Here is a 24,899-nt window from a genome sequence, read left to right on the forward strand (position 1 = left end):
TAGCTAATAACGCTTACAAAGTGACTATTTTGAGATCATTTCAAGCGGGTCGATATGGTAGTTTCTTTGCGTTACTTCAAAGGTTAGATCGTTCCTTACCCTACCTATAACATAGCCTTTTTGCACGACTGAGCCGACCTTTACAGTTGGCGCGATCTGGCTTAGGTGGGCGTAGATCGTGTGGATGCCGTTTTCGTTTTCGATGATGACGACATTTTCAAGCATCGGAGTTGCTTTTGCAAAGACGACCTTGCCATTTAGCACGCTTTTAACCTTCGCATCTGGCGTGCTTGAGCGAAGTATGACTGATTCGTTGAAAATTTTGATGTTATATATCGGATCTACGTAGTTGCCAAATTTTTGCTTTACAGAGTAGCTATCAAGCGGAGCGATCGTCCTTGCACCTGAGTATCTTTTAACCGAGCTTGTCTGATAGCCCCCACCCATTGGCTGGCTCTTTTCGCCCTTTTTGCCACCTTTACTAGCTGCTCTTTCTTGTTTTTCTCTGGCAGCTCTAGCTGCTTCATCCTCTTGCTTTTGCATGATAGCAAGCTGCTCAAGTGTCTTTCTTAGCTCGTCTTGCTGAGCTTGAAGCTTGGCTAGCTTTTTGCTGTAAATTTCTTTATCACGTTTTAGCCCGTTTATTGTATTTTTCTGCGTGCTCTCTAGGCTTTGTAGATCATTTTGCTTGCGCCTATAGTTTTTTATGCTTGAGTTTATCTCATTTATCTTGCTTGATTTATTTTTTATCTTTTCTATCGTATCTTCGTAGTTCTCACTAAGCCTTTTAAAGTCCTCTTTTGCTATGGCATTTAGCTTGGTTAAAATTTGCGATGAGATGATGCTCTCTTCGCTTTGTTTGCCCTCGCTTGCAGACATCATGAGATCAAATGAGAGATCTTCTGCGATGATCCTTATCATATTTTGCTCTAGCTCTTTTTGGGTGCGCTCTAGCTCTTTGTTTTGCTTTGTTAGATCATCAAGCTCAAGAAGCGCTTTTGAAGCATTTGTCTCAAGAACAGAAATTTGACCTTTTAAATTTGTGATATCGCCGCTTATGCCGCGCAGTTTTTTCTCGCCATTTACAATATCGCCAGCCAAGTCATCAAGCTTTTTACTAAGCTGCTCGCTCATCGCCTGCGTCGATCTTAGCGAGTTTTTGGAGTCTTTTATCTTCTCTTTAGTATTTGATGCAAAAGCTAGACTAAAAGCTAGCAAAAGTGTAAAAATTCCTTTTTTCATATCGTGCTTTTTCTAGCCTTACTCATCACTAAACTAACAGCAAAAATGCTTAAAACCACAGCCACGCCAAATAAGATAAATATGTCTCTTGAAATATCAAGACTAGGCAAGACTACATCGATGCTTGCGGCATTTTCTCTAAATATTTCAAAATTTGGCAAGAAAAAGAAAAACACGCCAACAACAATGGTCGCAACTATGCTATCAACCATGGCTGATTTATAGAGCATGGCTGATTTTAGCCAAAATGGCGCGCCAAAAAGCGTCATGATCTCGATGCGCTCTCTATGCTCAAATAGCCAAATTTTAGTCTGCTTAAGCATAAGCATAAGCCCAACGACGCAAAGTATCGCCATAAATGCATAAGATATGCTTTTGGCTAAATTTAGCATCTTAAAGACCTTATCATGGGTCTTTGAAAACGTCTCGACCTTGCTTATACCATCAAATTTCAAAAGCTTTTGCTTTATCTCCTCCATATACTCTGGCGATGGAAATTCGCTTAGTCTTAGCGAGTAAAATTTAGGCAAGGCGTTTTGAAGGATGGATAAATTTTTAGCCGAGATGTCGTTTGATAGGCGGTCGATGATCTTTTGTGGGCTTAGTGGCTCTACACTTGCTAGCGTGCTAACCACTGGCTTTAGCACTGGCTCGCTTAGCTCTTTGTTTGAGACCACCACGATGTTGTAGTCATTTCCCATAAGCCTCTCATACTCTCTTACGATCTTGTCTGCTGTGAGGCTAAACTGCACTGAAAATAAAAGCGCGATTAACGGCAGGATAAATCCAAGGTGGTTTTTAAGCGATCTCATGCACGCCTCCATTTTCTATGACGAAGTGGCGGTATGGGATGCGAAGCGTTGATGGGATGTGATGCGTCACCACGACGACGCTTGTGCCTAGAAATTCTCTGGCTGATTTTAGAAGCGACCAGATGACATCGCTTGAGTATTCGTCTAAATTTCCCGTTGGCTCGTCACATAAAAGCAAATTTGGATTGTGCGCGAGTGCTCTTGCCATGGCAACTCTTTGCTGTTCGCCGCCACTTAGCTCGCGAGGGTATTTATCGGCTTTGTGAAGCATATTTACATGTTTTAAAAGTTTAGCCACCTGCTTTTTGCTCACATTTTGATTGACGCCTTTGATGATGAGGGGCAGCATGACGTTTTTTTCGACATTCCACTCATTTATCAAGCGGTAGTTTTGAAATATAATGCCAACTCGCTGCCTAAGCTCGCAAAGTCTTTTGTCATCGATATCGTCCATTTGCGTCATGCAGACATTTAGCTCGCCTGCAAGTGGTGAAATTTCTCCGTAAAATGACTTTAAAAGCGTGCTCTTTCCGCTTCCGCTCTTGCCTGTGATAAAGACAAAGTCATTTGCGTAGATGTCTAAATTTACGCTATTGATCACAACCTCGTTGCGCTCGTAAGCTAGGCTTAAATTTCTTGCGCTAATTATCTCTTGCATCAGCCAAATACTCCTTCAAAAGCTCGTGTGCTGCTAAATTTTCACGTATTAAGATCGGTTTTTTTATAAAATATTCGCTTTTTTCATCGCTTATTTTGATGAAACATTGCTCTGGTTTGTTAAACGCTCCAAAGGCGACTTTTAGCAAAATTTCACTCTCGTTTATGGTATAAATTTCCTCAAAATGTAAAAAATGATCCTCTTTTTTTATGATGAAATTTTTGAAATTTTTAATGATATTTTTTACGCTTGTCTTTTCTTTAAAGCTAAAATCCCCAGCCAAAACGCTCTGGCTACTTTCAACCTCACAAGTATAAATAACATCGTAAATGTCCTTATCTTGGCGTCTCCAGCGGTCCTCATACTTGCTTGTTACTTCTAAATTTCTATTTTTAAAAGCCTCTATCTTTGAGTTTGTGGGCTCTAAAAATTTACTCAAACTAAAGTCGCAATACTCCTTGCTATCAGTCCGTAGCTCAAATTTACCGCCAAGCTTTAGTATCCTCTCGCACTCAAGCGCAAACGCCGATGAGACTACGCGTCTATGCTCAGCCTTGTCCCAAGGTACTGGGAAGTGTAAAAATACTCTATCAACTAAATTTGATCCAACAAGTGAGAGCAAGAGCCTTGCGTCGGTATTTATAAGCCGCACGTTTTCTAGGGCATTTGCCTTAGCAAGCTTTGCTACTTGCTCGATGCTTGGTTTATAGACCTCTATGCCGATAACTAGGGCATTTGGGTTGTTTTTAGCCTGATAGAGCAAGTGCCTGCCAGAGCCAAAGCCGATCTCGATAAAAATCTCTTTAAATTTATCTTTTAGCTCGCAAAAAGCTGGCACAAACTCTTCAAGGTTTAAAATTTCACTAACTTTTTTTGTCAAATTTGTCTTTTTTACAGCAAATGCTTGACTGATGATGTCGTTACAACTTTGCTCTTTAAAAAGCTCCAGTGCCTCTTGTAAAAGTCCGACTTTAGCAGGCTTTGTAAGCTTTTCTCCCTTTACGACGACGCCATTTTTGCCTGGCTTTACGACTAGAAAAAAGCCCTCTTCTTCATTTTTTGTGTAGATGAGCCTCTCGTTTCGGCCATTTGCCTGCCAAAGAAATTTGATCTTGTCGTTACCAAATGGAAACGAGAGCTCTTTTAAGGACGAAGCGATGAAATTTGGCATTATTTTATGCTAACTTCTGCTTTTGACGACTTATCAGAGGCGATGCCGTATTCATCGACTGCTACGACGCTGTAAGAGTAGCTAGCTCCTTTTTGGACGCTGTCATCTCTAAGCCCAGTATCACTTATGCCGCTAAAGACTTTCTCGCTAGCACCGCTTCTATAAACTGTATATGAGCTAGCTCTATCAACTGCACTCCAGCTTACATTTACGCCGCTGCCATCGTAGCTAGCACTTATGCTTGGAGTTTTTGGTGCGCTAAGTGTGCTACCAACGATCGGCTCTTCTTGCTTCAAGCTCTCAAGACCGTCTTTATCGACAGCTGTGACTCTATAATACCTTGTCGCTGCGTTTGTGTTTATGAGGTCCTCGTAGGTGTTGCTAGTCGTTTTTGCTAGGTATGTGTAAGGCAAAATTTTACTTGTCGTTCTATAAACCTTAAAATAAGCAAAATCCTCAGCTGGCGCGTAATCCCACGTTAAGATGATCTTTTTTGGCGCATTTTTGGTTGCTTGGACGTTCGTTACTGATTTAGGGTAACTCCTTTGTTGTGGCGCTTATGTTTTGGCTTGGTTTTGAGATGACGCCAGAAGAAGTTTTAACTAAGATCCTATACTCATAAGACCTACCAGGTTTTACCTCAGTGTCGATATACTCGGCATTTAGTCTGCCATTTACCTCTGCTACTTGGCTAAATTTATTAGCTCCTGCATCGCTTCTTTGGATGATGTAGCTTGCTACTGTGCTATCAGGATGTGGTCTCCAGATCACTTTTACACGGCCTGGAAGTCCTGTGATAGCTTGCGCAAATGGCACAGAGTCAAGTAGTGGCTTAGTTGTCGCAGTTGCAATCGCACCTGGTTGAGAGATGGCGTTGCTTGAGTAGGTTCTCATCTGATATGAGTAAGTCGTCTCTGGAGCTAGGTCGCGATCCACATAGTGCGTAGCAAAGCGGTCTTTTATGTTTGCAACTAGTTGCATTTTTGAGTTTGCATCGTTTGGATTTGAGCGGTAAAGGTAGTAGCCAACGACGCTCTCATCGGTCACTGGGTTCCACTCAAAGCCAACTTCTGTCATATCTGAAATAGTTTTTAAGCTTGTAATCGTTGGTAGTGACGTGCTTTGCTGAGTCGGTACGCTAGAGCCGCATCCCGCTAAGAAAGCTACTAAAAATGGTGTCAATATGCGTAGGGCAAATTTTTTCATCAAAAATCTCCTTGGGAATTTTTTTGTAAATTATCTGGTTAAAGTCATCATACGTTTTTGCGGTAAATTCTACCCTTTTGCCAGTTCGCGGATGGATAAAATAGAGCATATAAGCGTGAAGCATAACCCTGCTTATTTTATCGCCTTGGCTCTTAAATCCGTATAAATCATCGCCTAAAATGTGGCGATTTATGCTAGCAAGATGCACTCTTATCTGGTGCGTCCTGCCTGTAAAAAGCTTTGCCGCTATCAAATTTACTCCGCCTTCACTTAGCAAATTTATAAAGGCGCTTTTTGCAAATTTAGCGTCCGCGACGATCGCTTTTTTTAGGCGGTTGTTTGGATTTCTGCCGATTGGCTTGTCGATGATGACGTCCTCTTTTAGAGGCAGGTCGGTCAGCGCTAGATAAATTCGCCCCATGCTTTTATCGCTTAGCTGCTCGCTTAGTTTTGCGTGGGCGAAGTTGTTTTTAGCAACGACGATAGCGCCGCTCGTGCCCTTATCTAGGCGGTGGACGATGCCAGCTCTTACGTCGCCGTTTAAATTTGAGAGCATAAAGCCCTTTTTGTTTAGCCACTCAACAAGTGTCGCCTCTTTGACGCTTGGGGCTTGGTGAACGACGATTTGCGGGGGCTTGTTTAGCACTATGAGATCGTCGTCCTCGTAGATGATCGGGATGTCAAAATTTACTTCGTATTCGTTTTGTACCTCTTTTTTTGGGGCAAAATTTATGCAAATTTCATCGTTTTCGCTCAGTAAAAAGCTTGGTTTTGAGACTGGTTTTAAATTTACGCTTACAAGGGAGTCTTTTATCAAATTTAAAGCTTGATTACGTGAAATTTGAAGCTCTTTGGCCACTGCAACGTCGAGTCTTGAGCTATTTAAAACATTAAATTTAACCAAAATCAAAGCCTTGTTTGTGATATAATCTAGCCCAAAAATTAAGGTTTGCTTATTGATAAAACTAGATCGGCGTATTTTAACACATTTTGATTTTATTCAGCCGTTTTTGATCATCCCAATCATAGCCATATCATACATCCTAGTCTCCGAAGCAAACGACATTTTGGCAAACAAACAGCTTGTATATTTTGGCATCGGATTTGTCTCATTTTGTATCGCATTTTTGCTGCCTATTAGACGTATCGACTGGATCATCCCGATGTTTTACTGGGTCTGCATCGTGCTGCTTTTAAGCGTTGATATCTTTGGCGTTAGCAAGCTTGGAGCTAGGCGCTGGCTGGAAATTCCCTTCGTTCACTTCACGCTTCAGCCCTCAGAGCTCATGAAGCCAGCCTTTTTGTTGATGCTAGCCTATCTAGTTAAGCAGCGCCCTCCAGAGGTCGATGGGTATGGGCTAAAAGACTTTTTAAGGCTTAGTTTTTACATACTTTTGCCATTTGCGCTCATCATGAAAGAGCCTGATCTTGGCACCGCGCTCATACTTTTGATAGTTGGCTACACCATCCTTTTTGTCATCGGCGTAAATAAGAAAATTTGGATCTGCATCATCCTTGCCATAGGCTTTTCGGCACCGGTTTTGTATGAAAATTTGCATGATTATCAAAAAAAGAGGATCCACGACTTCATCGCAGAAGAGCCAAGCTACCACGTCAAACAAAGTATCATCGCCATAGGTAGCGGCGGACTAAAAGGCAAGCCAAAGGACGAGGCAACGCAGACACACTTTAAATTTTTGCCAATCGCCACAAGTGACTTCATCTTTGCCTATAATATCGAGCGTTTTGGCTTTTACGGAGCGCTTCTTTTACTGGGGCTTTATGGAGCGCTTATAACGCACTTACTTAGCCTAAACTACGGGCTTAAGAATGATTATTTCACGCAGGTGACCGCCACTGGCATAGCCGCACTCATCTTTGTTTACGTGGGGGTAAATGTCTCGATGACGATCGGTTTTGCGCCGGTTGTGGGCGTGCCACTGCCGTTTTTTAGCTACGGCGGAAGCAGCTTTGTCACCTTCATGGTACTTTTTGGGATACTGCAAAATCTGCTAACGTTTAGGTTTGATCAGACCTACCGCTCGGTGAAATTTAAATTTTAAAATTTGTAAATTTACTTTGTCAAATCAGGTGGGTATCAGGTAAATTCTAAAATTTCATAAACGAGCAATTTCGGCTCTAAAATTTGAGCTAAGCTGTAAGCGAAGCCAAATTTTAGTAGTCAATTCTTGCGAGTGAATGGAATTTTAAAATTTACGAGTATAAATTTAGATTTTTATTTCTTCGTTAAAGGGGAAGAGGCTTGAATTACGGTCTGCTTGCAGTTACGAGCTTGCGAAGTAAAAGAGCTCCCTTCCCCCTTAACAATCCCCTAACCCCGATAACGTTATGAGTGGCATGCCTCAGCGCTAAAGCGCTGCATGCATTTAGTTCTAAAAATTTATAACAAATTTTAAAATTTGTAAAAGCCGAAATTTACAAAATCAATCCTATTTCTCCCCTTTAAACAAAGAAACAAAATGTTCATCGATATTAATGCCATCTTTTTTCATATCTTTTAGCCTTAGCCTTATGTCGGCGTCTTGCCAAAGAAGCGGTGGTAGCGCAAACATAACCTTATCAAGGCTAAAATTTCTTACATCATTGTGCCAGCCATCCCAGCGGTAAAGCTCGTAAAATTTAGATATATCCCCACATAGCGCCCAGTATAAAAACTGAGAGTAGCCAAGCTGTGTATCTTCCCATTTGCCACTATCTGGTGCGTAGTAAAAGACGTTGCCAGCTTTGCCACCAAAAGCGCCGCCATTTACCGCAAAAAATCCGCCCAAAACATCATCCGCCACGAGCAAATAGCTAGGCATCTGCCCTGCTTCGCTAAAACTTTTTCCAAGGTTGAAGCTGTAAATTCCGCGCTTCATCTGCTCGCATCCTGAGCCAAGCAGGCGCAACCAACCGCCATCTATCACTATGCCGCCGCACCCATAAACAAGCGCTCCCATAGGCGAGCGAGTGGTGACCTGAAGCCCTAAAAGCTCGCTTTGCGCCCTACTCTCATCTCTAGGTAAAATTTCATAGCCATTTTTGGCCTCTTTTAGCCACTCTTCGATCAGCGCCCAGCCTGGTTCATTTGTGTCTATAAGCTCGTCTAAAGCTCTCATTTTCTGTCCTTGCGATAAATTTGGTGAAATTTAAAAGAAGAATTTGGCGAGTCGCCCCGCCAAATTTATGTCAGTAGATTATTTTGCGTCCCAAGCTAGGATCGTGTTGCCCTCGGCGTCGGTAGCCACGTCGCCCATGCCCATGATGTTGTAGCCGCAATCTACGTAATGAACTTCGCCTGTTACGCCGCTAGCTAGGTCGCTAAGTAGGTACATAGCGCTGTTGCCGACGTCTTCAGTGGTGACGTTACGTTTTAGCGGGCTATTTACTTCGTTGTAGCGTAAAATCATCCTAAAGTCACCTATTCCGCTTGCTGCAAGCGTTTTGATAGGGCCTGCGCTGATCGCATTTACACGGATATTTTTAGCGCCAAGGTCGTGCGCTAGGTAGCGAACTGAGCTTTCAAGTGCCGCTTTGGCAACGCCCATGACGTTGTAGTGTGGCACAAATTTTGGTCCGCCAAGGTATGTAAGAGTAAGCACCGAGCCGCCCTCTTTTAGCACCGGTAGCACCGCGCGAGTAAGGCTTAGTAGCGAATAAACGCTAGTGCCCATCGCTATATCAAATGCCTCTTTTGTTGTGTTTACAAACTCGCCCTCAAGCGCCTCTTTTGGTGCGTAAGCCACAGCATGCACGACAAAATCGATCTCGCCAAGGTCTTTTTTGATCCTATCAGCAAGGCCGTCTAAGTGTGCTTGGTTATTTACATCAAGCTCGTAGACAAATTTACTACCAAACTCCTCAGCGATCGGCTCTACGCGCTTTTTAAGAGCGTCGTTTAGGTATGTAAATGCCATCTGCGCACCTTGATCGTGACAAGCTTTTGCGATGCCGTAAGCTATTGACTTGGCATTGGCAACGCCTACGATTAGACCTTTTTTACCTTTTAAAATCATCATTTCTCCTTTTATTTTGTTTGACTTTTAAGCGATATTTAAATTTTAAACACAAACCAACAAGCGGATATATCGCTAGGTAAATTTAAATGTTTCGCAGTAAATTTCATCCCAAGACTAGGCAAATAGCCTGTCGCAGGGTGAAATTTGCAAGATCGTTTAAATTTATCAGCGAGATGCCGCGCTAATAAGCCCTAGAAAATTATTCGCATCCCAGCTGGCCGTGCCTACTAAAACCCCATCGCAGCTCTTTATACCTGCGATATCAGCGATGTTTGCTGCATTGACGCTTCCGCCGTAAAGTAGCGGCACATTTGCCTTTGTCTTTAAAAAACTTAGCACTTCATCTATCTGCTCTATGCTAGCGCTCCTGCCAGTTCCTATCGCCCAGATCGGCTCATAGGCGATGACTAAATTTTTATAATCTAGGTCTATATTTTCAAGCTGGCGGCTTAGAAATTCTTTGGTCGCTCCGCTTTCATTTGTGCTTAAATTTTCGCCGATGCAGTAGATGACATTCCAGCCATTTTTTGCGGCAAAGTCAAATTTCGCTCGCAAAAACTCCTCGCTTTCGTTTAAAATTTCACGCCTCTCAGAGTGGCCGATCAGCACATCTTTGATCTCAAATTCATCAAGCATCGCCTTGCCGATCTCGCCAGTAAATGCCCCACTCTCGCACGGGTAGAAATTCTGCGCCCCAAGCCTAAAAATATGCCTTTTTTCATTAAAGGCACTAGCCGGAGCAAAGACGCTCACATCATCGTTTGCGCTTAAATTTTCGTCTAAAATTTTCGCGTACTCTCTAAAGCTCTCTCTTGTGTGGTTGCACTTTAAATTCGCTAGAAATTTCAAGACCTACTCCTCTTTTCTAAGCGGCTTTATGCCAGGCAGCTCTTTGCCCTCTATTAGCTCCAAGCTAGCACCGCCGCCAGTTGAGATAAATGTCATCTCATCAGCATCCCCAGCGCGCTCGACCACGTCAGCCGTATCGCCACCGCCAACGACGGTTGTTGCGTGAGTGTCGATGATAGCGTGGCTCATTTTGATACTACCTTTGCTAAATTTATCCATCTCAAAAACGCCCATAGGTCCGTTCCACCAAATGGTTTGCGCATCGGCGATGACCTCTTTAAATAGCCTAATCGACGCAGGCCCAATGTCAAGTCCCATCCAGCCATTTGGGATCTCTTGGGCAGGGACGTATTTTACGGCACTTTCAGCTGAAAATGTCTGAGCAGCGACGACATCTACTGGCAAATAAATTTTTACACCAAGCTCTTTACCTTTTTGTAAAATTTGCCTTGCATCTTCGATGAGCTCTTCTTCAAGAAGCGAATTTCCGATGTTTTCGCCAAGTGATTTTAAAAATGTAAATGCCATACCGCCGCCAATTATGAGCTTATCTACGCGTGGCAGAAGGTTATGTAGGGCTTGAAGCTTGCCACTAACCTTTGAGCCACCCACGACTGCGACAAATGGACGTGATGGATGTTTTATCAAATTTTGAGCGAAATTTATCTCTTTTTGTAGTAAAAATCCCGCTGCTTTGTGCTTTTCATCATAAAATTTAGTGATCGCTTCGACAGATGCGTGAGCCCTGTGGCAAACGCCAAATGCGTCATTTATGTAAAATTCGCCAAATCCTGAAAGCTCTTTTGCCAAAGCCTCATCGTTTTTGGTCTCGCCCTTTTCAAAGCGTAAATTTTCTATCATCAAAATTTCACCAGCTTTTAGAGCCGCAGCCTTTGTTTTAGCGTCATTTCCGATCACATCTTCAGCAAATATCACCTCTCTATCAAGCAGTCTTGATAGCCTCTTAGCCACGCCTTGAAGTGAAAATTTCTCTTCATAGCCGTTTTTTGGACGCCCTAAGTGACTGGCCAAAACCACGCTGCAGCCATTATCTAGGCAGTAGCGGATAGTTGGTATCGCCGAGCGGATCCTGCGGTCGTCGGTAATGTTTAAAAATTCGTCCATAGGCACGTTAAAATCGCACCTTATAAAGACTTTTGCACCATTAAGCTCAAGGTCGTTGATCGATAAAATATCACTCATTTTTCACCCTTTAAATTTACTTTGTAGCCACGATCTTAGCAAGATCAACAAGCCTTGTTGAGTAGCCCCACTCGTTGTCGTACCACGCAAAGACCTTCACCATATCATCAGCGATAACCTGCGTAGTGTCGCTGGCTACGATGCTGCTAAAGGTGCTTGTACAAAAGTCGCTGCTAACTCTGTAGTCGTCATCGACGAATAAAATTCCCTTTAAATTTGACTCCGCAGCCGCTCTAAATGCATCGTTTATCTCATCTTTACTAGCTGGTCTTTTTAAAACCGCTGTTAGATCGACCATTGAGACGTTTGCCACTGGCACACGCACTGCTTGGCCGTGTAGCTTGCCGCTTAGCTCTGGAAGCACTTTAGCGATCGCTTTTGCAGCTCCGGTTGTTGTTGGTCCGATATTTAGCGCTGCTGCACGTGAGCGGCGGAAGTCTTTAGCTTTTACATCAACTAGGCTCTGGCCATTTGTATATGCGTGGATCGTAGTCATGAGCCCTTTTACGATGCCAAATTTATCGTTTAGCACCTTTGCTACTGGAGCTAGGCCGTTTGTAGTGCAGCTTGCGTTTGAGACGATCGCCTCGCCTGCGTATTTATCGTCATTTACGCCAACTACAAATGTGGCAGTGTCATCTTTTGCTGGAGCGCTCATGACGACTTTTTTGACGCCACGAGCAAGATATGGCTCACATTTTTCAGTGGTTAAAAACTTGCCAGTGCACTCTAAAACCACGTCTACGCCGTAGTCTGCGTAGCTAAGCTCGTTTAGATCTCTTGTAGAAAAAACTCTTATCTTTTTGCCATTTACTTCTATAAAATCGTCGCTTATCACCTTAACGTCTTGCTTAAATTCGCCATGAACACTGTCGTATTTGAGCAAATACCTCGTCATATCCCTTGTTGCGGTGTCGTTAATAGCGACAAGCTCAACATCATCACGCTCTAAAATAATACGAGCAGCACACCTACCGATACGCCCAAAGCCGTTTATTGCTACTTTAACTGACATCTTAGCTCCTTTTGATATAATTACGCCTAATTCTACAAAAAAGAATTTTAAAACAAATATAAACAAGGCACTTTAATAGATGAAGTTAGCACTTTTTGGCGGGAGCTTTGATCCGGTTCATTTAGGACACGATAGCATTGTGAAAATGGCACTAAGCGGCCTTGACATCGACAAGCTCATCATCATGCCAACTTTTATAAGTCCCTTTAAGAGCGAATTTTCAGCTCCGCCAGAGCTTCGCCTAAAGTGGATAAGAGAAATTTGGGGCGGCCTAGAGAAGGTCGAGATCTCAGACTATGAGATAAATTTAGCTCGCCCGGTGCCTACCATAGAGACGGTTAAGTATTTGTATGAGAAATTCAAGATAGAGAAATTTTATCTCATAATAGGCGCGGACCACCTAGCCACGCTTGATAAGTGGCATGGCTACGAGGAGCTAAAAAATTTAGTGCAGTTTGTGATCGCTAAGCGCAATCACATAGAAATTCCGCAAAATTTACAAAAAATGGACGTGCACGTAGATGTTAGCTCGTCGCAGATCAGACACCAAAAGGGGCTTGATGAGCTGCCTAGCGAGATAAAAGATGAGATTATAAATTTTTACCAAGGATTAAAGATGCAGGAAAGATCGATGCAAGAGCGCACCGAAAGTATAGTTAAGGTTTTAGACGCAAAAAAGGCTGAAGAGATACAAGTGTTTGATATGAGCGGAGATGATTATTTCGTAAAGGCCGTAGTTATCGCTACTACGCTTGGCGAGAGGCACGCTTACTCGCTGGCTGAGGATCTAAAAGAGGAGCTAAAGCCTCTTGGTGAGAAATTTATAGGCACTGAGAGCTCGCCTGATTGGATCGTGATGGACCTTGGCGACATTTTGATACACCTTTTGAGCCCAGCTTACAGAGCAAAATACAACATCGAAGAGTTTTTGCAAAAGCTAAAAACTAGCAAAGAGTCTTAACAAAGACAAGCGATGAGCAAATAAGCCATAAAAATATAAAAAATGCTAGCAAAAATGGCTTTTTGCCCGTCGCTTTAAATATACTCCTATCTATCCCAAACCCCAAAGCACACATCGCGACGCAAAGGCAGATACTAGCGGCTAGCTTTAAAATCTCCACCAAATTTTCAGGGAAAAATGGCAAAGATCTAACGCAGATCGCCACTAGGAAAAATAGCGCAAACCAAGGTATGCTATTTAGCTTTGAGCTACTGCTATTTTGGCTTAAATTTAAGAAATTTAGCAAAAACAAAAATGGCACTAACATGATGACGCGAAGCATTTTTATGATGAGGGCAGTGCTACTTGCTGTGCTATCAAATGCTGCTGAAGCTGCCACTACATGGGCTACCTCGTGAAGCGAGCCGCCGATAAAAAAGCCAGTTTGGTGTGGCGTGAGAGCTAGAAATTTAGCGATAAATGGATAGATAAACATGCCAATCGTTCCAAAGAGCACCACCGTGCAAATGGCGATAGCAAGCTTGTTTGCGTCTGCTTTTATCTCATTTTGAGTAGCCATAACAGCAGCTGCGCCGCATATGCTAGCCCCTGAGCCAATGAGCACGGCGCTATCCTTGCTAAGCCCCAAAGCTTTAGCGGCAAAAAGTGCAAAGCAAAAGGTCGCAAATACCATAAAAGCCGCATATATCACGCCTAGAGTGCCGACACTTGCGATCTCGCCAAGGCTTATGTTAAAGCCAAAAAGTATGATGCCTAGCCTTAAAATTTGCTTCCCAGCGATCGCTACGACGCCACTACTTTTTAAAATTTGAGTCTGTTTGGTGAAAAGATTTGCAAAAATGGCACCTAAAATGATAGAGATGATGAGTGGGCTAGTGTGAAATTTAGCCAAGACCGTGTTTGAGAGCGCAAAAGAAACGCCGCATATGAGCGCTAAAACCAAGACAGCGAGAAATTTGTGATACATATTTTAACCTTAACTCTTTTTTTTAAAAATGCAATTAGCACGTTTGGGTATAATTAGACGAATTTTATAATGCAAATTTAAAATAAAGATAAAGGGATAGGCCTATGATCATCCTTGGCGAAAAATATACTTTCACCAAACTCGAGCTAGAGAAGCTTAGGAAGAAATTTGGCCAGGTGAATTTTTTATCCCCTGAAAATAGCGACGCTAAAGCTTTGCGAAGTGCGCTAGAAAATCTCATAAAATCAGGTAATCAGAGGCTAATAGTGCTAAATACCCAAAAGCCCGTTGATAGCAAACTGGTGAGATTTCTCACGCTTTTACAGTTTAAGACGAAGTATAAAAATATCAAATTTCTAAATGTGGAGAGCTTTTTAGAAATTTACTTGCAAAAGTGCTACATCCCAGAAAATGGCGAAAATTTAAACTTTTTAAACGATATCAAGCCTTATAATGCCCTTGAATACGCCTTAAAACGCGTGATCGACTATGTAAGCTGCTCACTACTTCTTGTGATACTTTTTGTGCTTAAATTTTACGTAAAGAAAAAGATAGACGAGCAGTCCCCTGGCAGCCTTTACTTCTTGCAAAACAGGGTTGGGCTGGGCAACAGGGAATTTGAATGCATCAAATTTCGCTCGATGGTGGTTGACGCTGAAAAAGACGGGGCTAAATTTGCTAGCAAAAATGATGAGAGAGTCTTTGAATTTGGCGAATTTATGCGTAAAACTCGCATCGACGAGGTGCCGCAGTGCCTAAATGTACTTCGCGGTCAGATGCACCTAATAGGCCCAAGACCAGAGCGAAGATACTGGATAAATTTCTTTGAAAAAGAGATACCTTACTACAATGAACGCCATATCGTCCGCCCAGGCATCACTGGCTGGGCACAGGTAAACTACCCTTACGGCGCAAACACACACGACGCTAAGCAAAAGCTAATGTATGATCTTTACTACATAAAGCACTGGTCACTTTGGCTGGAGATAAAGATCATAACAAAAACTATTGCAATTATATTTGAAAAAAGGGGAGTTTAGTCAAAACCGTATATGCGCTTTTGACTAAATTTGTCTGGTGGATATAAAGCTACATCCTATCTTTAGCTGTGATTCCCATTATATTAAATGCTGTTTTTATTGAGACAGCAACGACTGCAAAGACTTTTAGCAAGCTATCTTCATTTTCATTGCCAACTACGCGGTTTTCATTATAAAATTTATGAAAGCTAGCAGCTAGTGACTTTAGATAGTCTGGTATTTTTTGAAGCTGCCTTGAGGCAAAAGCATCCTCTAAAATTTCAGGCAAGATAAGCGCTTCAAAAAGTAGATTTTTAGCATTTTCATCTAGGCACTCAAAGTCCGCGTTTATCACGTCACTAACGCTTTTTCCAGCCTTTGCAAAGATCTGATTTATCCTAGCGTGAGCGTAATTTATATAAAAAATAGGGTTTGAGCTATCCTCTTTTTTAAGCTCATCCACGTCAAATTCCAAACTACTCGTATTTGCCTTGCTTATAAAGATAAATCTAAGCGCCTCAGCACCGATCTCGCTCGCGATATCGCTCATCAGCACCGCATTGCCAGCGCGCTTGCTCATTTTATATGGCTTGCCCTCTTTTAGCAAACTAACCATTTGCATAAGTATCACTTCAAGCCTATTTTCGTCGTATCCAAGGAAATTTATCGCAGCCTTTAGCCTTGCGATATATCCGTGGTGATCCGCGCCCCAAATGTTTATATAGTGGTCAAAATTTTTCTCAAATTTAGCGTTATGATAGATGATGTCACCAGCTAAATATGTCGGTCTGCCATCATTTCTAACCACTACCCTATCATTATCGTCGCCAAGTGTGGTAGAAGCGATATATATAGCGCCCTCTTTTTCATACATTTGGTTTGAGCGTTTTAGCTTGTTTATGGTTGGCTCCAGGCGGTCGTAAAGAGCTTTTTCGCTAGCCCAGCTCTCTATAAATATCCCAACATCAGCCAAGTCTTTTTTGATGATCTCAAGCACGATATCCTTGCCAAACTCAGCAAGTTCAAGGTTTCTGCTCTCGTCATAAAAAATTTCCTTGCCAAATTTCTCATTTGCAAGCTTAGCGATATCTAAAATATAATCCCCGCGGTAATATTTCTCTGGATAGACGACACTTTCGTTAAAAAGCTGCTCTTTGGCCGCGAGAGATATCGATGTGCCAAGCAGATCTATTTGATTGCCCGCATCGTTTATGTAGTATTCTGTTGAGATAGCGTAGCCAAGTCTTTTGCCAAGTCTTGCCAAAGTATCGCCATAAACTGCGCCTCTAACGTGTCCGATGTGAAGCGGTCCAGTTGGATTTGCGCTGATGTATTCTATTAAATAGCTGTCTTTTTTTACATCTTCTTTTGCAAAATTTTCACTATCTAGCAAAATTTGCTTTGAAATTTCATCTAAAAATTCGCTCTTAAGCTTGAAATTTAAATAGCCATTTACCGCGCTAGCTTCAACTATCTTGCTATCACTAAATTTACCAGCAAACTCGCTAGCTATCATAGCTGGAGACTTTCTTAGCTCTTTTGCGAGGCTAAAAAGTGGCGTCGCATAGTGGGCTAAATTTTTATCCTTTGGCTTTTCAAGTACAAATTCTCGCTCTAAAACCTTTGAAATTTCAGCTTTTACTTTATCTTTCAACTCTAAAACCTACGCGTTTTTAGTTGTTTCTTCTATCTTTTGACTAGCTGCACTCTCTTCTTTATGCTCGACTTTCTCGCTCTTTTCAGGTGTTGTGTCCTCCATCTCAGCCTTAAAAGTCTTTATGCCCTTGCCTAGTCCTTTCGCAAGCTCTGGGATCTTCTTTGCTCCAAAAAGTAATACAATGATCACTAAAACGATCAACCAATGGCCAATACTAAAAGAACCCATCTTTTCTCCTTATCAAATTTTCTCAAAATATTATCATAAATTCCTGAATTTCTAACAATCTATCCACTCGTCGATGACGTTTCTTAAATTTATCTTAGCACTTTTTAACCTCATCGCTTGAAGGATTGATTTTAGCCCTTTATAGCTCTTTTCTATATCATCATTTACTAAAAAATAATCATACTCTAAAATATGCTCCATCTCACCAACTGCGTTCATTAAGCGGTTTTCTATCGTCTCGTCACTATCTGTTCCGCGGTTTTTCAAGCGCCTTTTTAGCTCTTTTTTATTCGCAGTTGTGATAAAAACTGAAGTGATGTAGCTTTTAAATTTCTCAAGTGCGATGTGAAAGCCCTGCACATCGATATCAAATATCACTATCTTTCCAGCCTCAAGTGCCTCTAAAACTGGCTTTAAGCTTGTACCATAGTAGTTTTTATGCACCTGCGCCCACTCTAAAAACTCGCCTTTTTCTATACCGCTTTTAAATTCATCTTCTTTTATAAAATAATAATCCACCCCATCAACTTCGCCATCCCTTTTTGCTCTAGTCGTGCTTGAGATAGAAAAATATAGGTCTTTCTCTTCCTTTAAAAGACGGCCCAAAAGCGTGCTTTTACCGCTTCCACTAGGTCCCGAAACTACTAAAATTTGTCCTTGCAACTACTTTTCCTCGAAACTTATATTTATCTTGATGTTCATATCTTTTAGCACATCTCTTAGCGAGCTCTCATTTAGTGACTCATGGACGTGTTTTGTGATCTTTTTAGTTAGCTCTTCTTTATAGTCTTCTTTTGCATCATTTTTTGAGCTTGTTTGAGGTATATCTTTTAATCCAAATGCCGCTAACATCGTGTTTTCATCTATATCATCTATCGATGCCGCGTCAAAATTTAACTCACTTGATGCCGCATCTTTACTATCATCTTGTGCGTTTTCTTCTTGAGCATTTTCTTCTTCAAAAGTTTCGTCCGCAAGGCCTAGATCTTCTTTGGCTTCTGGCTCGCTAACATCTTCTAGCTCTTCTACTGGTATCTCACTAGAAGCGTTTTCGCTATCACTAGGCTCTAAATTTTCTAGCTCCTCACTTGAAATTTCATCCAGAGCCTCTTCTTCTATATCTTCTTCTGCTTTTTCATCATCTACTTGAATTTGCTCTTCATCAGCCTCAGAGATCTCATCTAAATTCTCCTCATCTTTAGGCTCATCTTCTAAATTTAGCTCATTTTCAAGGCTATCTTCATCATCAAATTTAGCTATCTCGTCTAAATTTAGCTCTTCTTGCTCTAAATTTTTAGTATCAGTCTCGTCAGCATCATCTAAATTTTTATTTTCCTCATAAGCCTCTTCACTATTTAGCTCTTCATCAAGCGAATCGATCTCACTAAGCTCAAATTTACTCTGATCTATCTCATCAAGCTCGCTACCAGCGTTCTTTTCATCAACCAAGCCTGCAACGTCATTTTGGCTAATAATATCATCTAAATTTTTATTCAGCTCTTCATCTGCTTCAGACTCTTCTGGCATATTTTCTATCTCATCGACAAGCGCGCTAAGCTCTGCTAGATCACCGTCTTTGCTCTCTTCGCTCTCATTTGCATCACTTATCGCTTCGCTAGTCTCTTCATCCACGCTCTCATCAGCAAGGTCTTCGCTAGCAAGCTCTTGCAGGTCCTCAAGCTCTTCTAAAGACTCCACATCGCTAGTTTCATTTTCCTCTTGTAAGTCACTCTGGCTAATCTCCTCGCTTGGGCCATCTATGCCACTTTCTAAAAGCTCTTTGTCAAGGTCTGCGAAATTTTCTAAATTTGTATCTATATCAGGCAGCTTAAACCCTGACATCTCATCAAAATTTATAGCCTCGTCGCTAAAATCACCAAAGTCGCTTTCGCCCTGCTCGCTAGCATTTTGCTGGTCATCTGGCTCATCTTTTGGGATATTTTGCTCAAAAACACTTATAAATTCAGTCGGTAAAAATGGTTTTTCAAGCATTAAAGTAGCAAATTCTGGTTTGCTCTCGCCACGACTTGCTAGATACATCACCTTTTTGTCTGTAGCTAGCTCGCTACTATCCACGTCACTGTCGATTATGATAAAGTCAAACTGAGCATCGTCAAATCCATTTAGATCCTCAAATTCGCTATATTCAGTGCCGATTTTATTCAGACTTAAAGTTATCAGACGTGAAACTGCTGGATTTTTATTTATTAGAGCAACTTTCATCATCCCTCCTTGTAATAGTAAAAGCCTATTCTATGATAAATTTCATTGCTATTTTCTTAAAAAAACAGAGCCGGCAGATCATTTATCACTTTTAAAAGTAGGTCGCTCATGATCTTCATAATGCCTGCTAAAATGGCTATCAAAACGGAAAATCCGATCGTCACTTTGATAGGATAGCCGATGACCAGTAGGTTAAACTGCGGCATCGTCTTCATGAGCATGCCAAAGATAGAGTCTGAGAGCAAAGAGAGGGCGATGATGGGAAATGACATAATAAAGCCAAACATAAACAAATTTGTAAATAAATTTATCGTATAGCTCATGATGCCAGGGCGCGGATAAAAATCGCCAAGAGGCACCACAGCAAGCGAGCTGGCGTAAAACTGAAGGAGCAAATGGTGACCGTCAAATGCCAAAAATGTTAGTAGCGCGATGAAATTTATAAGGTTTGCTATGACTGGAGAGTTTGTGCCAGTTTGCGGATCAAGCACCGACGCCATCGAAAAGCCCATGACCATCGAGATCTGCTCGCCTGCCATTTGAAGTGTGGCAAAGATGATAGTTAGCATAAGACCTGCACTTAGACCCAGCATGACCTCGCCCAATATCTCGCCGACTAAGAAATTTATAGAGTTTTCATGAGCTTTTGAGATGGGAAATAACACGACACAAAGAACAAAAACTAAAAGCGTTTTTACGCTAAGTGGAATTTGATTGTGTGAATAAAATGGGAAAAAGAAGATGAGACCGCTTAGGCGTGCAAACAAAAGCATAAAAACTATTGTCTTATCGGCTCCAAAAAATTCTACTAGTTCCATTTTGCTCTTTTAAATTTTTTGCTAATTTTACAAAATTTTACTTTGTTTTTTAAATTTAAGCGGTCGTTTTTAGAAATTTGAAGCTAAATTTTAAGAAATTTGCACAAGCTCTTTGTTCTCAAGCTTGTATGAGTTGTCACATTTTGCGGCTAGGTCGTTGTCGTGAGTGACTAGAACAAGAGCAGCATTGTTTTCATTTATATAGTCAAATAAAACTTGCATCACTTCATTTGCTGTTTGCTTATCAAGGTTGCCCGTTGGCTCGTCTGCAAAGATGATCTTTGGCTTTTTGGTAAGCACTCTAGCGATACTGACGCGTTGCTGCTGGCCGCCGCTTAGCTCTCCAACTTTTTGGTTAATAACGCTTGAAATTTTAAGTGCTTCAAGATCATTTTTTTCTATATTTTCGCCAGATAAGATGCTTGCAAGCTCGATATTTTCATAAGCGCTAAAACCTTTAAAAAGGTAGTGCGACTGGAAAATGATGCCAAAATGAAGCCTTCTAATAGCCAAAAGCTCGTTTTGAGAAAGCTCATAGATCGATCTATCTTGATAGATGACCTCGCCAAAATTTGGCTTTAAAAGTGTTGAAAGTATGTGTAAAAGCGTTGATTTGCCACAACCGCTAACGCCTGTTATCGCGATGCTTTGTTTTTGATTGAGGGTTAAATTTATATTGTTAAAGAGCGTATAATCATACGCAAAGCCTAGATTAGACGCTCTTAAAATTTCCATTAGCCTATTTGGGCAGCAACTTCTGCAGCAAAGTCATCTACTTTTTTCTCTAAGCCTTCGCCAAGCTCGAAACGAACGTATTTTACGATCTCGATCTTGCCGCCAAGCTCTTTGCTCTTCTCTTCGATAACTTGTTCGATAGTCTTTTTATCGTCCATTACATAAAACTGACCTAAAAGTGTAAGGCGTTGGTCAAGCACTGTGTTGTCAGCGTAAAATCTCTCGATCTTACCAGGGATGATCTTATCCCAAATTTTCTCAGGTTTGCCCTCAGCTTTTAGCTCTTCTTCGATCGCTTTTGTAGCTTTTGCAAGCTCTGCGTCGCCTATCTGGCAACGGCTAGCATACTCAGGGATGTGGTGAAGTGGCTTACCTAGGCGTTTTAGCTCTTCATTGTCTTTTTCAAGCTCAGCGCGAAGTGCGATAAATTCTTTCTCAACAAACTCTTTATCAAGGTCTTTGTAGCTTATAACGCTTGGCTTCATCGCAGCTGCATGCATACATAAATTTCTTATAAATTCAGCTGCCTTGTTTGCAACTTCAGCACTTTCGCAAGCTGCACCGATAAGCACGCCAACACGGCCATTTGAGTGAACATAGCCATTTACCACGCCCTTATCATCAGCACTAATAGTCTCAAAGCGGCGAACTACAAGGTTTTCGCCGATAGTTGCGATCTGAGTTTTGAAGTATTCTTCAAATTTAACACCGTTTAAGGTGCTTGTGTTTAGCTCTTCAACTGTTTTTATGCCGCTTGATTGGATGTGAGCTGTTGTGTCTTTTGCAAGTGCTTGAAACTGTGGGTTTCTAGCAACGAAGTCGGTCTCAGAGTTGATCTCGCTGATAGTTGCTTTTTTGCATTTTGAGCAAACCTCAACGCTTACTAAGCCCTCGCTTGCAAGGCGGTCAGCCTTTTTAGCAGCTTGACCTAGGCCTTTTTCGCGAAGGATATCAACAGCTTTTTCCATGTCGCCATTTGCTTCGCCAAGTGCCTTTTTGCAGTCCATCATGCCAGCTCCGGTTGATTCGCGGAGCTCTTTTACCATTTGTGCAGTTATTTCCATTACTCTTCGTCCTCGCCAAAGTCTTCTTCGCTCATAGCCTCAGCTACAACTGCATCTTTCTCGTCTTGGCTTACTTCTTCGCCAGCAGCTTGCTCGCCACCATCTTGCTCAAGAAGTGATTTGCCTTCATTGATCGCCTCAGCCATCTCTTGGCAGAAAAGCTGAACAGAGCGGATCGCGTCATCGTTTCCTGGGATAGGATAATCAACAACGTCAGGATCGCAGTTTGTATCGATCGGTGCTACAACTGGTATTTTTAGGCGATTTGCCTCTTGAACGGCGATCTTTTCTTTAACTGTATCAACGACAAATATCATATCAGGTAGGCTTTTCATATTGCGGATACCGCCAAGAGTTGCGATAAGTTTCTCTTTTTTGCGGCGAAGCATCAAAGCCTCTTTTTTAGTTAGTAAATTTATCGAACCATCTTCTTCCATAGTCTCGATAACTTCTAGTTTGCGGATAGACTGGCGGATAGTACCGAAGTTTGTCATCATACCACCTAACCAGCGGTGATTTACATAAGGCATTCCACATTTTTCAGCGTACTCTTTGATAGCGTCGATAGCTTGTTTTTTAGTACCGACAAAAAGCACTGACTTGCCTTCAGCAGCTGCGTCACGAACGATGTTGTAAGTGTAGCGGAAGTAGCGGATAGTCTTTTGTAGATCTATAATATAGATACCTTTTCTCTCGCCAAAGATAAATTTTTTCATCTTTGGGTTCCAGCGGCGTGTTTGGTGACCAAAATGTACGCCACACTCTAATAAATCTCTCATAGTTACCATGAGTTTCTCCTTGTTTTAGGCATTTTGCCTTGAATTTAGTTTTATCCTCCACGACCATTAATGCTTTCGCACAACCAAATTTAGGATTGTCGTGTGTGAAATAAAGCTTGGATTATATTGAAACTTGGCTTTATTGAAGCTAAATTTAAAGATATTTTTAACTACAAATAAAGCTCAAATTTCTTTAAATTTACTCGAAAAAGCCTTTTTTAACGACCTTTTCATCTTTAACGCAAAACTCGCCTTTTGCGATCACGTCATATAAATTTAGCTCCTCGTCAAAGACACAAAGATCGGCGTCGTTGCCAACTTTTACTTCGCCTTTTTGGCTTAAATTTAGATATCTCGCCACATTTTTGCTCATCAAAGCCAAAGTATCTTCTATCTTTAAAATTTTATTTCTTACCAAAGCTTGCAATACTTCTAAATTTGACGCACATGAGGCACAGCCATATCCCACTAGCTCGCCATTTTCGTTAAATTTAGGCACGCTGCCGTTTCCGTCTGAGCTCATCGTTAGGCGCTCTAAATTTAGCCCATTTTCAAGGCCATATGCTACCACCTCATGAAGCGGGGCAAATTTACTTCCACCGCTTGTGATATCGATGTTTCCGCCCATTTTTTGAAATTTCAAAGCCTCGTTAAACAGGTCTTTTGTCCTAGCGCAGTGTGTCGGCGAGAAGTAATGAACTGGGAATTCATAGTCTTTTATCACCTTAAAGACGTTGTCAAATTTCTCGCTTAGTCCGCCCATGTGCATGTGAAGCACACCGCCTTTTTTAGAGACCATGCCGCCTATGCGTATCTTGCTTAGGATCTTGATGAGCTCCTCTTTTGAGACGTAGCTGCCGCGGTTATCGGTCAGTGCGATCTTTACGCCGATCACCTTGTCGATTAATATGAGATCTTTTGCGATGTCGCCGGTAAATGTCACACAGGGGCTTGCGTATGAGCCGGTGTGTATGAAGGTCGAGATGCCCTCAAACTCGAGCGCTTTTGCCTTTGAGTAGAGATTTTCTAGGCTTCTGGTGACACCATCGGTCCCCAAGACACCTACAAGCGTCGTAGTGCCGTATTTTACGATCTGACTAAGCGTGATCTCAGGCGTTCTTGAGTGATATCCAGCCTCGCCGCCACCACCCGTGATATGCACATGCTGATCAATGAGGCCCGGGGCTAAAATTTTGCCTTTTAGGTCGTAAATTTCTAGCTCTTCTGCACTAAAGCTTAGCCCCTCGCCGATAGCTAAAATTTTACCGCCACCTACCAAAACATCGCACTTGCCAAGAAATTTTGGCGTGTATAGATTAGCATTTTTAAGCAAAAGCATATTTTCTCCTTTATTTACTAAGTTGTACTTTTTCTTCTATCTCCATCAGTTTTATAAAAATTTGCTCCACATTTTCCCTATCCACGGCACTTAGCTCCATCTTTTTTGAGCTAAGAAGCATCTGCACAAACTCTTCGTTCATAAGCTGCTCAAAGCCCAAATTTCTAGCGTTTTGAGCTATTTTTGCCGCTAGTGGATTTTTAAAGCTCTCATATCCCATTTTTATCCTTAAATTTGACCGCAAATCCGCAAAATCTACCGCACACGCCGTCTCTTCGGTACGAAAAATATCTCTCATCGCAGTGCGTGCAGACCTCGCTAAAGTTTAAATTTTTAACTCCAAGTGCCTTAAATTCATCTCTCAAGGCCGCGTTCATATCAAAATTTCTACCTATCTTATATGTGTTAAATTCCCCAAGATCAAGCTCGCCTACCTCGTAGCAGCCACCTTTTATATTTGCTCCGATAAAGACACTGATGTCGCCCGCTCTTGAGCCAAATTTATCGCCCATGAGCGTAACTGCTTTTGTGCAAATTTTTAGCGTCACGCCAGCTCTTCCTGCATGAGCCACGCAGATCACACCGCGCTTTTCATCTATCATCACAACTGGCGAGCAGTCCGCCACCAAAACGCAGATGCCAACATCGCTTAAATTTGTGATCACAGCGTCGCACTCTGGCAGCTCGTCGTCCTCGTTTTCAAGGACAAAGACCTTGTCTGAATGAACCTGCTTCATAAATTTAAGCTTTTTCACGCCTAAATTTTGAGCCAAAATTTCTCTATTTTTTATGACATCCCTTGGCTCATCACCCACGTGATCGCCCAAATTTAGTGAGCTAAATTTACCCTTGCTCACGCCACCAAGCCTGTTTGTAAAGCCAGCAGTGATACCATTTTTATCAAAAACGATCTCTAAATTTTCACGCATCTTCG

General features: G+C 41.8%; 27 protein-coding genes. 3 read left to right on the plus strand and 24 right to left on the minus strand.

All coding sequences use genetic code 11. The annotated features are described in order from the left end of the window. Positions 1-24: 24 nt before the first annotated feature. The 7 genes from CYO89_RS02040 to CYO89_RS02070 all read right to left on the minus strand — a co-directional run bounded on the left by CYO89_RS02040 (position 25) and on the right by CYO89_RS02070 (position 5,993). Positions 25-1,242, minus strand: a complete 1,218-nt coding sequence (locus CYO89_RS02040) for a murein hydrolase activator EnvC family protein (RefSeq protein ID WP_021088579.1) — start codon at positions 1,240-1,242, stop codon at positions 25-27. After that, positions 1,239-2,054: a cell division protein FtsX gene (locus CYO89_RS02045; RefSeq protein ID WP_103596964.1), complete on the minus strand. Its 816-nt coding sequence runs from the start codon at positions 2,052-2,054 to the stop codon at positions 1,239-1,241. Before CYO89_RS02045 ends, CYO89_RS02040 begins: the two co-directional genes overlap by 4 nt. Next, on the minus strand, positions 2,041-2,712 hold the full coding sequence (locus CYO89_RS02050) for a cell division ATP-binding protein FtsE (protein ID WP_004317228.1): 672 nt from the start codon (positions 2,710-2,712) through the stop codon (positions 2,041-2,043). The genes CYO89_RS02045 and CYO89_RS02050 overlap by 14 nt, the downstream gene beginning before the upstream one ends. Further along, positions 2,696-3,883, minus strand: coding sequence for a tRNA (guanosine(46)-N7)-methyltransferase TrmB (gene trmB, locus CYO89_RS02055; protein WP_103596965.1), 1,188 nt, complete (start codon positions 3,881-3,883; stop codon positions 2,696-2,698). Before trmB ends, CYO89_RS02050 begins: the two co-directional genes overlap by 17 nt. After that, positions 3,883-4,296 (minus strand): hypothetical protein, encoded by a 414-nt coding sequence (locus tag CYO89_RS02060; RefSeq protein WP_103596966.1) that lies wholly within the window; start codon positions 4,294-4,296, stop codon positions 3,883-3,885. Before CYO89_RS02060 ends, trmB begins: the two co-directional genes overlap by 1 nt. Positions 4,297-4,414: 118 nt before the next feature. Next, complete coding sequence (locus CYO89_RS02065; RefSeq protein WP_180385121.1) at positions 4,415-5,089, minus strand: fibronectin type III domain-containing protein; 675 nt, start codon at positions 5,087-5,089, stop codon at positions 4,415-4,417. After that, positions 5,022-5,993 (minus strand): RluA family pseudouridine synthase, encoded by a 972-nt coding sequence (locus CYO89_RS02070; protein WP_103596967.1) that lies wholly within the window; start codon positions 5,991-5,993, stop codon positions 5,022-5,024. Before CYO89_RS02070 ends, CYO89_RS02065 begins: the two co-directional genes overlap by 68 nt. Before the next feature lie 52 nt (positions 5,994-6,045). On the opposite strand from CYO89_RS02070, the gene CYO89_RS02075 reads away from it, so the two are divergent. Beyond that, positions 6,046-7,152, plus strand: a complete 1,107-nt coding sequence (locus tag CYO89_RS02075; RefSeq protein ID WP_021088649.1) for an FtsW/RodA/SpoVE family cell cycle protein — start codon at positions 6,046-6,048, stop codon at positions 7,150-7,152. A 387-nt stretch (positions 7,153-7,539) separates the two neighbouring features. Here CYO89_RS02075 and CYO89_RS02080 read toward each other — a convergent pair whose 3' ends face one another. The 5 genes from CYO89_RS02080 to gap form a co-directional block, all read right to left on the minus strand. Further along, complete coding sequence (locus tag CYO89_RS02080; protein ID WP_103596968.1) at positions 7,540-8,208, minus strand: DUF2625 family protein; 669 nt, start codon at positions 8,206-8,208, stop codon at positions 7,540-7,542. A gap of 78 nt (positions 8,209-8,286) precedes the next feature. Further along, entirely contained in the window at positions 8,287-9,105 is an 819-nt protein-coding gene (gene fabI / locus CYO89_RS02085; RefSeq protein WP_012140237.1) for an enoyl-ACP reductase FabI, read from the minus strand. Positions 9,106-9,273: 168 nt separating this feature from the next. Beyond that, positions 9,274-9,957 carry a triose-phosphate isomerase gene (locus tag CYO89_RS02090; protein WP_103596969.1) on the minus strand — a complete coding sequence of 228 codons (684 nt, stop codon included), beginning with the start codon at positions 9,955-9,957 and terminating at the stop codon, positions 9,274-9,276. Between the two features lie 3 nt (positions 9,958-9,960). Further along, positions 9,961-11,160, minus strand: coding sequence for a phosphoglycerate kinase (locus tag CYO89_RS02095; RefSeq protein WP_021092107.1), 1,200 nt, complete (start codon positions 11,158-11,160; stop codon positions 9,961-9,963). Between the two features lie 16 nt (positions 11,161-11,176). Next, positions 11,177-12,175 carry a type I glyceraldehyde-3-phosphate dehydrogenase gene (gene gap / locus CYO89_RS02100; RefSeq protein WP_103596970.1) on the minus strand — a complete coding sequence of 333 codons (999 nt, stop codon included), beginning with the start codon at positions 12,173-12,175 and terminating at the stop codon, positions 11,177-11,179. 79 nt (positions 12,176-12,254) lie between these two features. On the opposite strand from gap, the gene nadD reads away from it, so the two are divergent. Continuing rightward, entirely contained in the window at positions 12,255-13,136 is an 882-nt protein-coding gene (nadD, locus tag CYO89_RS02105; protein WP_103557731.1) for a nicotinate (nicotinamide) nucleotide adenylyltransferase, read from the plus strand. Here nadD and CYO89_RS02110 read toward each other — a convergent pair. Beyond that, positions 13,120-14,103: a YeiH family protein gene (locus CYO89_RS02110; RefSeq protein WP_103596971.1), complete on the minus strand. Its 984-nt coding sequence runs from the start codon at positions 14,101-14,103 to the stop codon at positions 13,120-13,122. The genes nadD and CYO89_RS02110 overlap by 17 nt on opposite strands. Positions 14,104-14,207: 104 nt before the next feature. Here CYO89_RS02110 and CYO89_RS02115 point away from each other — a divergent pair, with 104 nt between their 5' ends. Next, positions 14,208-15,143, plus strand: coding sequence for a sugar transferase (locus CYO89_RS02115; RefSeq protein WP_103596972.1), 936 nt, complete (start codon positions 14,208-14,210; stop codon positions 15,141-15,143). A 49-nt stretch (positions 15,144-15,192) separates the two neighbouring features. Here CYO89_RS02115 and argS read toward each other — a convergent pair whose 3' ends face one another. From argS to pgeF, 11 genes are all read right to left on the minus strand, one after another. Next, positions 15,193-16,776 (minus strand): arginine--tRNA ligase, encoded by a 1,584-nt coding sequence (gene argS / locus CYO89_RS02120; RefSeq protein ID WP_103596973.1) that lies wholly within the window; start codon positions 16,774-16,776, stop codon positions 15,193-15,195. Positions 16,777-16,785: 9 nt separating this feature from the next. Then, a complete protein-coding gene (locus tag CYO89_RS02125) occupies positions 16,786-17,007 on the minus strand; it encodes a Sec-independent protein translocase subunit TatA/TatB (RefSeq protein ID WP_103596974.1) in 222 nt (73 codons plus the stop codon). Between the two features lie 51 nt (positions 17,008-17,058). After that, positions 17,059-17,670, minus strand: a complete 612-nt coding sequence (gene gmk / locus CYO89_RS02130; RefSeq protein ID WP_103596975.1) for a guanylate kinase — start codon at positions 17,668-17,670, stop codon at positions 17,059-17,061. Beyond that, positions 17,671-19,230 (minus strand): Highly acidic protein, encoded by a 1,560-nt coding sequence (locus tag CYO89_RS02135; RefSeq protein WP_103596976.1) that lies wholly within the window; start codon positions 19,228-19,230, stop codon positions 17,671-17,673. 56 nt (positions 19,231-19,286) lie between these two features. Then, positions 19,287-20,048: a flagellar biosynthetic protein FliR gene (gene fliR / locus CYO89_RS02140; protein WP_103596977.1), complete on the minus strand. Its 762-nt coding sequence runs from the start codon at positions 20,046-20,048 to the stop codon at positions 19,287-19,289. Positions 20,049-20,138: 90 nt separating this feature from the next. Further along, a complete protein-coding gene (locus tag CYO89_RS02145; RefSeq protein ID WP_002941236.1) occupies positions 20,139-20,783 on the minus strand; it encodes an ABC transporter ATP-binding protein in 645 nt (214 codons plus the stop codon). After that, a complete protein-coding gene (gene tsf, locus CYO89_RS02150) occupies positions 20,783-21,847 on the minus strand; it encodes a translation elongation factor Ts (protein WP_103596978.1) in 1,065 nt (354 codons plus the stop codon). Before tsf ends, CYO89_RS02145 begins: the two co-directional genes overlap by 1 nt. Further along, a complete protein-coding gene (gene rpsB / locus CYO89_RS02155) occupies positions 21,847-22,635 on the minus strand; it encodes a 30S ribosomal protein S2 (protein ID WP_002941277.1) in 789 nt (262 codons plus the stop codon). The genes tsf and rpsB overlap by 1 nt, the downstream gene beginning before the upstream one ends. Positions 22,636-22,825: 190 nt before the next feature. Continuing rightward, on the minus strand, positions 22,826-23,965 hold the full coding sequence (iadA, locus tag CYO89_RS02160; RefSeq protein WP_103596979.1) for a beta-aspartyl-peptidase: 1,140 nt from the start codon (positions 23,963-23,965) through the stop codon (positions 22,826-22,828). Between the two features lie 10 nt (positions 23,966-23,975). Continuing rightward, positions 23,976-24,185: a hypothetical protein gene (locus CYO89_RS02165; RefSeq protein WP_021092152.1), complete on the minus strand. Its 210-nt coding sequence runs from the start codon at positions 24,183-24,185 to the stop codon at positions 23,976-23,978. Beyond that, positions 24,175-24,894 (minus strand): peptidoglycan editing factor PgeF, encoded by a 720-nt coding sequence (gene pgeF, locus CYO89_RS02170; protein WP_103596980.1) that lies wholly within the window; start codon positions 24,892-24,894, stop codon positions 24,175-24,177. Before pgeF ends, CYO89_RS02165 begins: the two co-directional genes overlap by 11 nt. Positions 24,895-24,899 lie beyond the last annotated feature (5 nt).

This window comes from Campylobacter concisus (assembly GCF_002913765.1).
Classification (GTDB): Bacteria; Campylobacterota; Campylobacteria; order Campylobacterales; family Campylobacteraceae; genus Campylobacter_A; species Campylobacter_A concisus_BB.

Coding starts and splice junctions, on each gene's coding strand:
- CYO89_RS02145 (WP_002941236.1), bottom strand. CDS start 20,783: ATGGAAATTTTAAGAGCGTCTAATCTAGGCTTTGCGTATGATTATACG.
- fliR (WP_103596977.1), bottom strand. CDS start 20,048: ATGGAACTAGTAGAATTTTTTGGAGCCGATAAGACAATAGTTTTTATG.
- CYO89_RS02080 (WP_103596968.1), bottom strand. CDS start 8,208: ATGAGAGCTTTAGACGAGCTTATAGACACAAATGAACCAGGCTGGGCG.
- fabI (WP_012140237.1), bottom strand. CDS start 9,105: ATGATTTTAAAAGGTAAAAAAGGTCTAATCGTAGGCGTTGCCAATGCC.
- gap (WP_103596970.1), bottom strand. CDS start 12,175: ATGTCAGTTAAAGTAGCAATAAACGGCTTTGGGCGTATCGGTAGGTGT.
- rpsB (WP_002941277.1), bottom strand. CDS start 22,635: ATGGTAACTATGAGAGATTTATTAGAGTGTGGCGTACATTTTGGTCAC.
- CYO89_RS02115 (WP_103596972.1), top strand. CDS start 14,208: ATGATCATCCTTGGCGAAAAATATACTTTCACCAAACTCGAGCTAGAG.
- pgeF (WP_103596980.1), bottom strand. CDS start 24,894: ATGCGTGAAAATTTAGAGATCGTTTTTGATAAAAATGGTATCACTGCT.
- CYO89_RS02165 (WP_021092152.1), bottom strand. CDS start 24,185: ATGGGATATGAGAGCTTTAAAAATCCACTAGCGGCAAAAATAGCTCAA.
- CYO89_RS02050 (WP_004317228.1), bottom strand. CDS start 2,712: ATGCAAGAGATAATTAGCGCAAGAAATTTAAGCCTAGCTTACGAGCGC.
- CYO89_RS02110 (WP_103596971.1), bottom strand. CDS start 14,103: ATGTATCACAAATTTCTCGCTGTCTTGGTTTTAGCGCTCATATGCGGC.
- CYO89_RS02135 (WP_103596976.1), bottom strand. CDS start 19,230: ATGAAAGTTGCTCTAATAAATAAAAATCCAGCAGTTTCACGTCTGATA.
- iadA (WP_103596979.1), bottom strand. CDS start 23,965: ATGCTTTTGCTTAAAAATGCTAATCTATACACGCCAAAATTTCTTGGC.
- CYO89_RS02095 (WP_021092107.1), bottom strand. CDS start 11,160: ATGAGTGATATTTTATCGATCAACGACCTTGAGCTTAATGGTGCAAAA.
- trmB (WP_103596965.1), bottom strand. CDS start 3,883: ATGCCAAATTTCATCGCTTCGTCCTTAAAAGAGCTCTCGTTTCCATTT.
- CYO89_RS02040 (WP_021088579.1), bottom strand. CDS start 1,242: ATGAAAAAAGGAATTTTTACACTTTTGCTAGCTTTTAGTCTAGCTTTT.
- nadD (WP_103557731.1), top strand. CDS start 12,255: ATGAAGTTAGCACTTTTTGGCGGGAGCTTTGATCCGGTTCATTTAGGA.
- tsf (WP_103596978.1), bottom strand. CDS start 21,847: ATGGAAATAACTGCACAAATGGTAAAAGAGCTCCGCGAATCAACCGGA.
- CYO89_RS02065 (WP_180385121.1), bottom strand. CDS start 5,089: ATGAAAAAATTTGCCCTACGCATATTGACACCATTTTTAGTAGCTTTC.
- CYO89_RS02125 (WP_103596974.1), bottom strand. CDS start 17,007: ATGGGTTCTTTTAGTATTGGCCATTGGTTGATCGTTTTAGTGATCATT.
- CYO89_RS02045 (WP_103596964.1), bottom strand. CDS start 2,054: ATGAGATCGCTTAAAAACCACCTTGGATTTATCCTGCCGTTAATCGCG.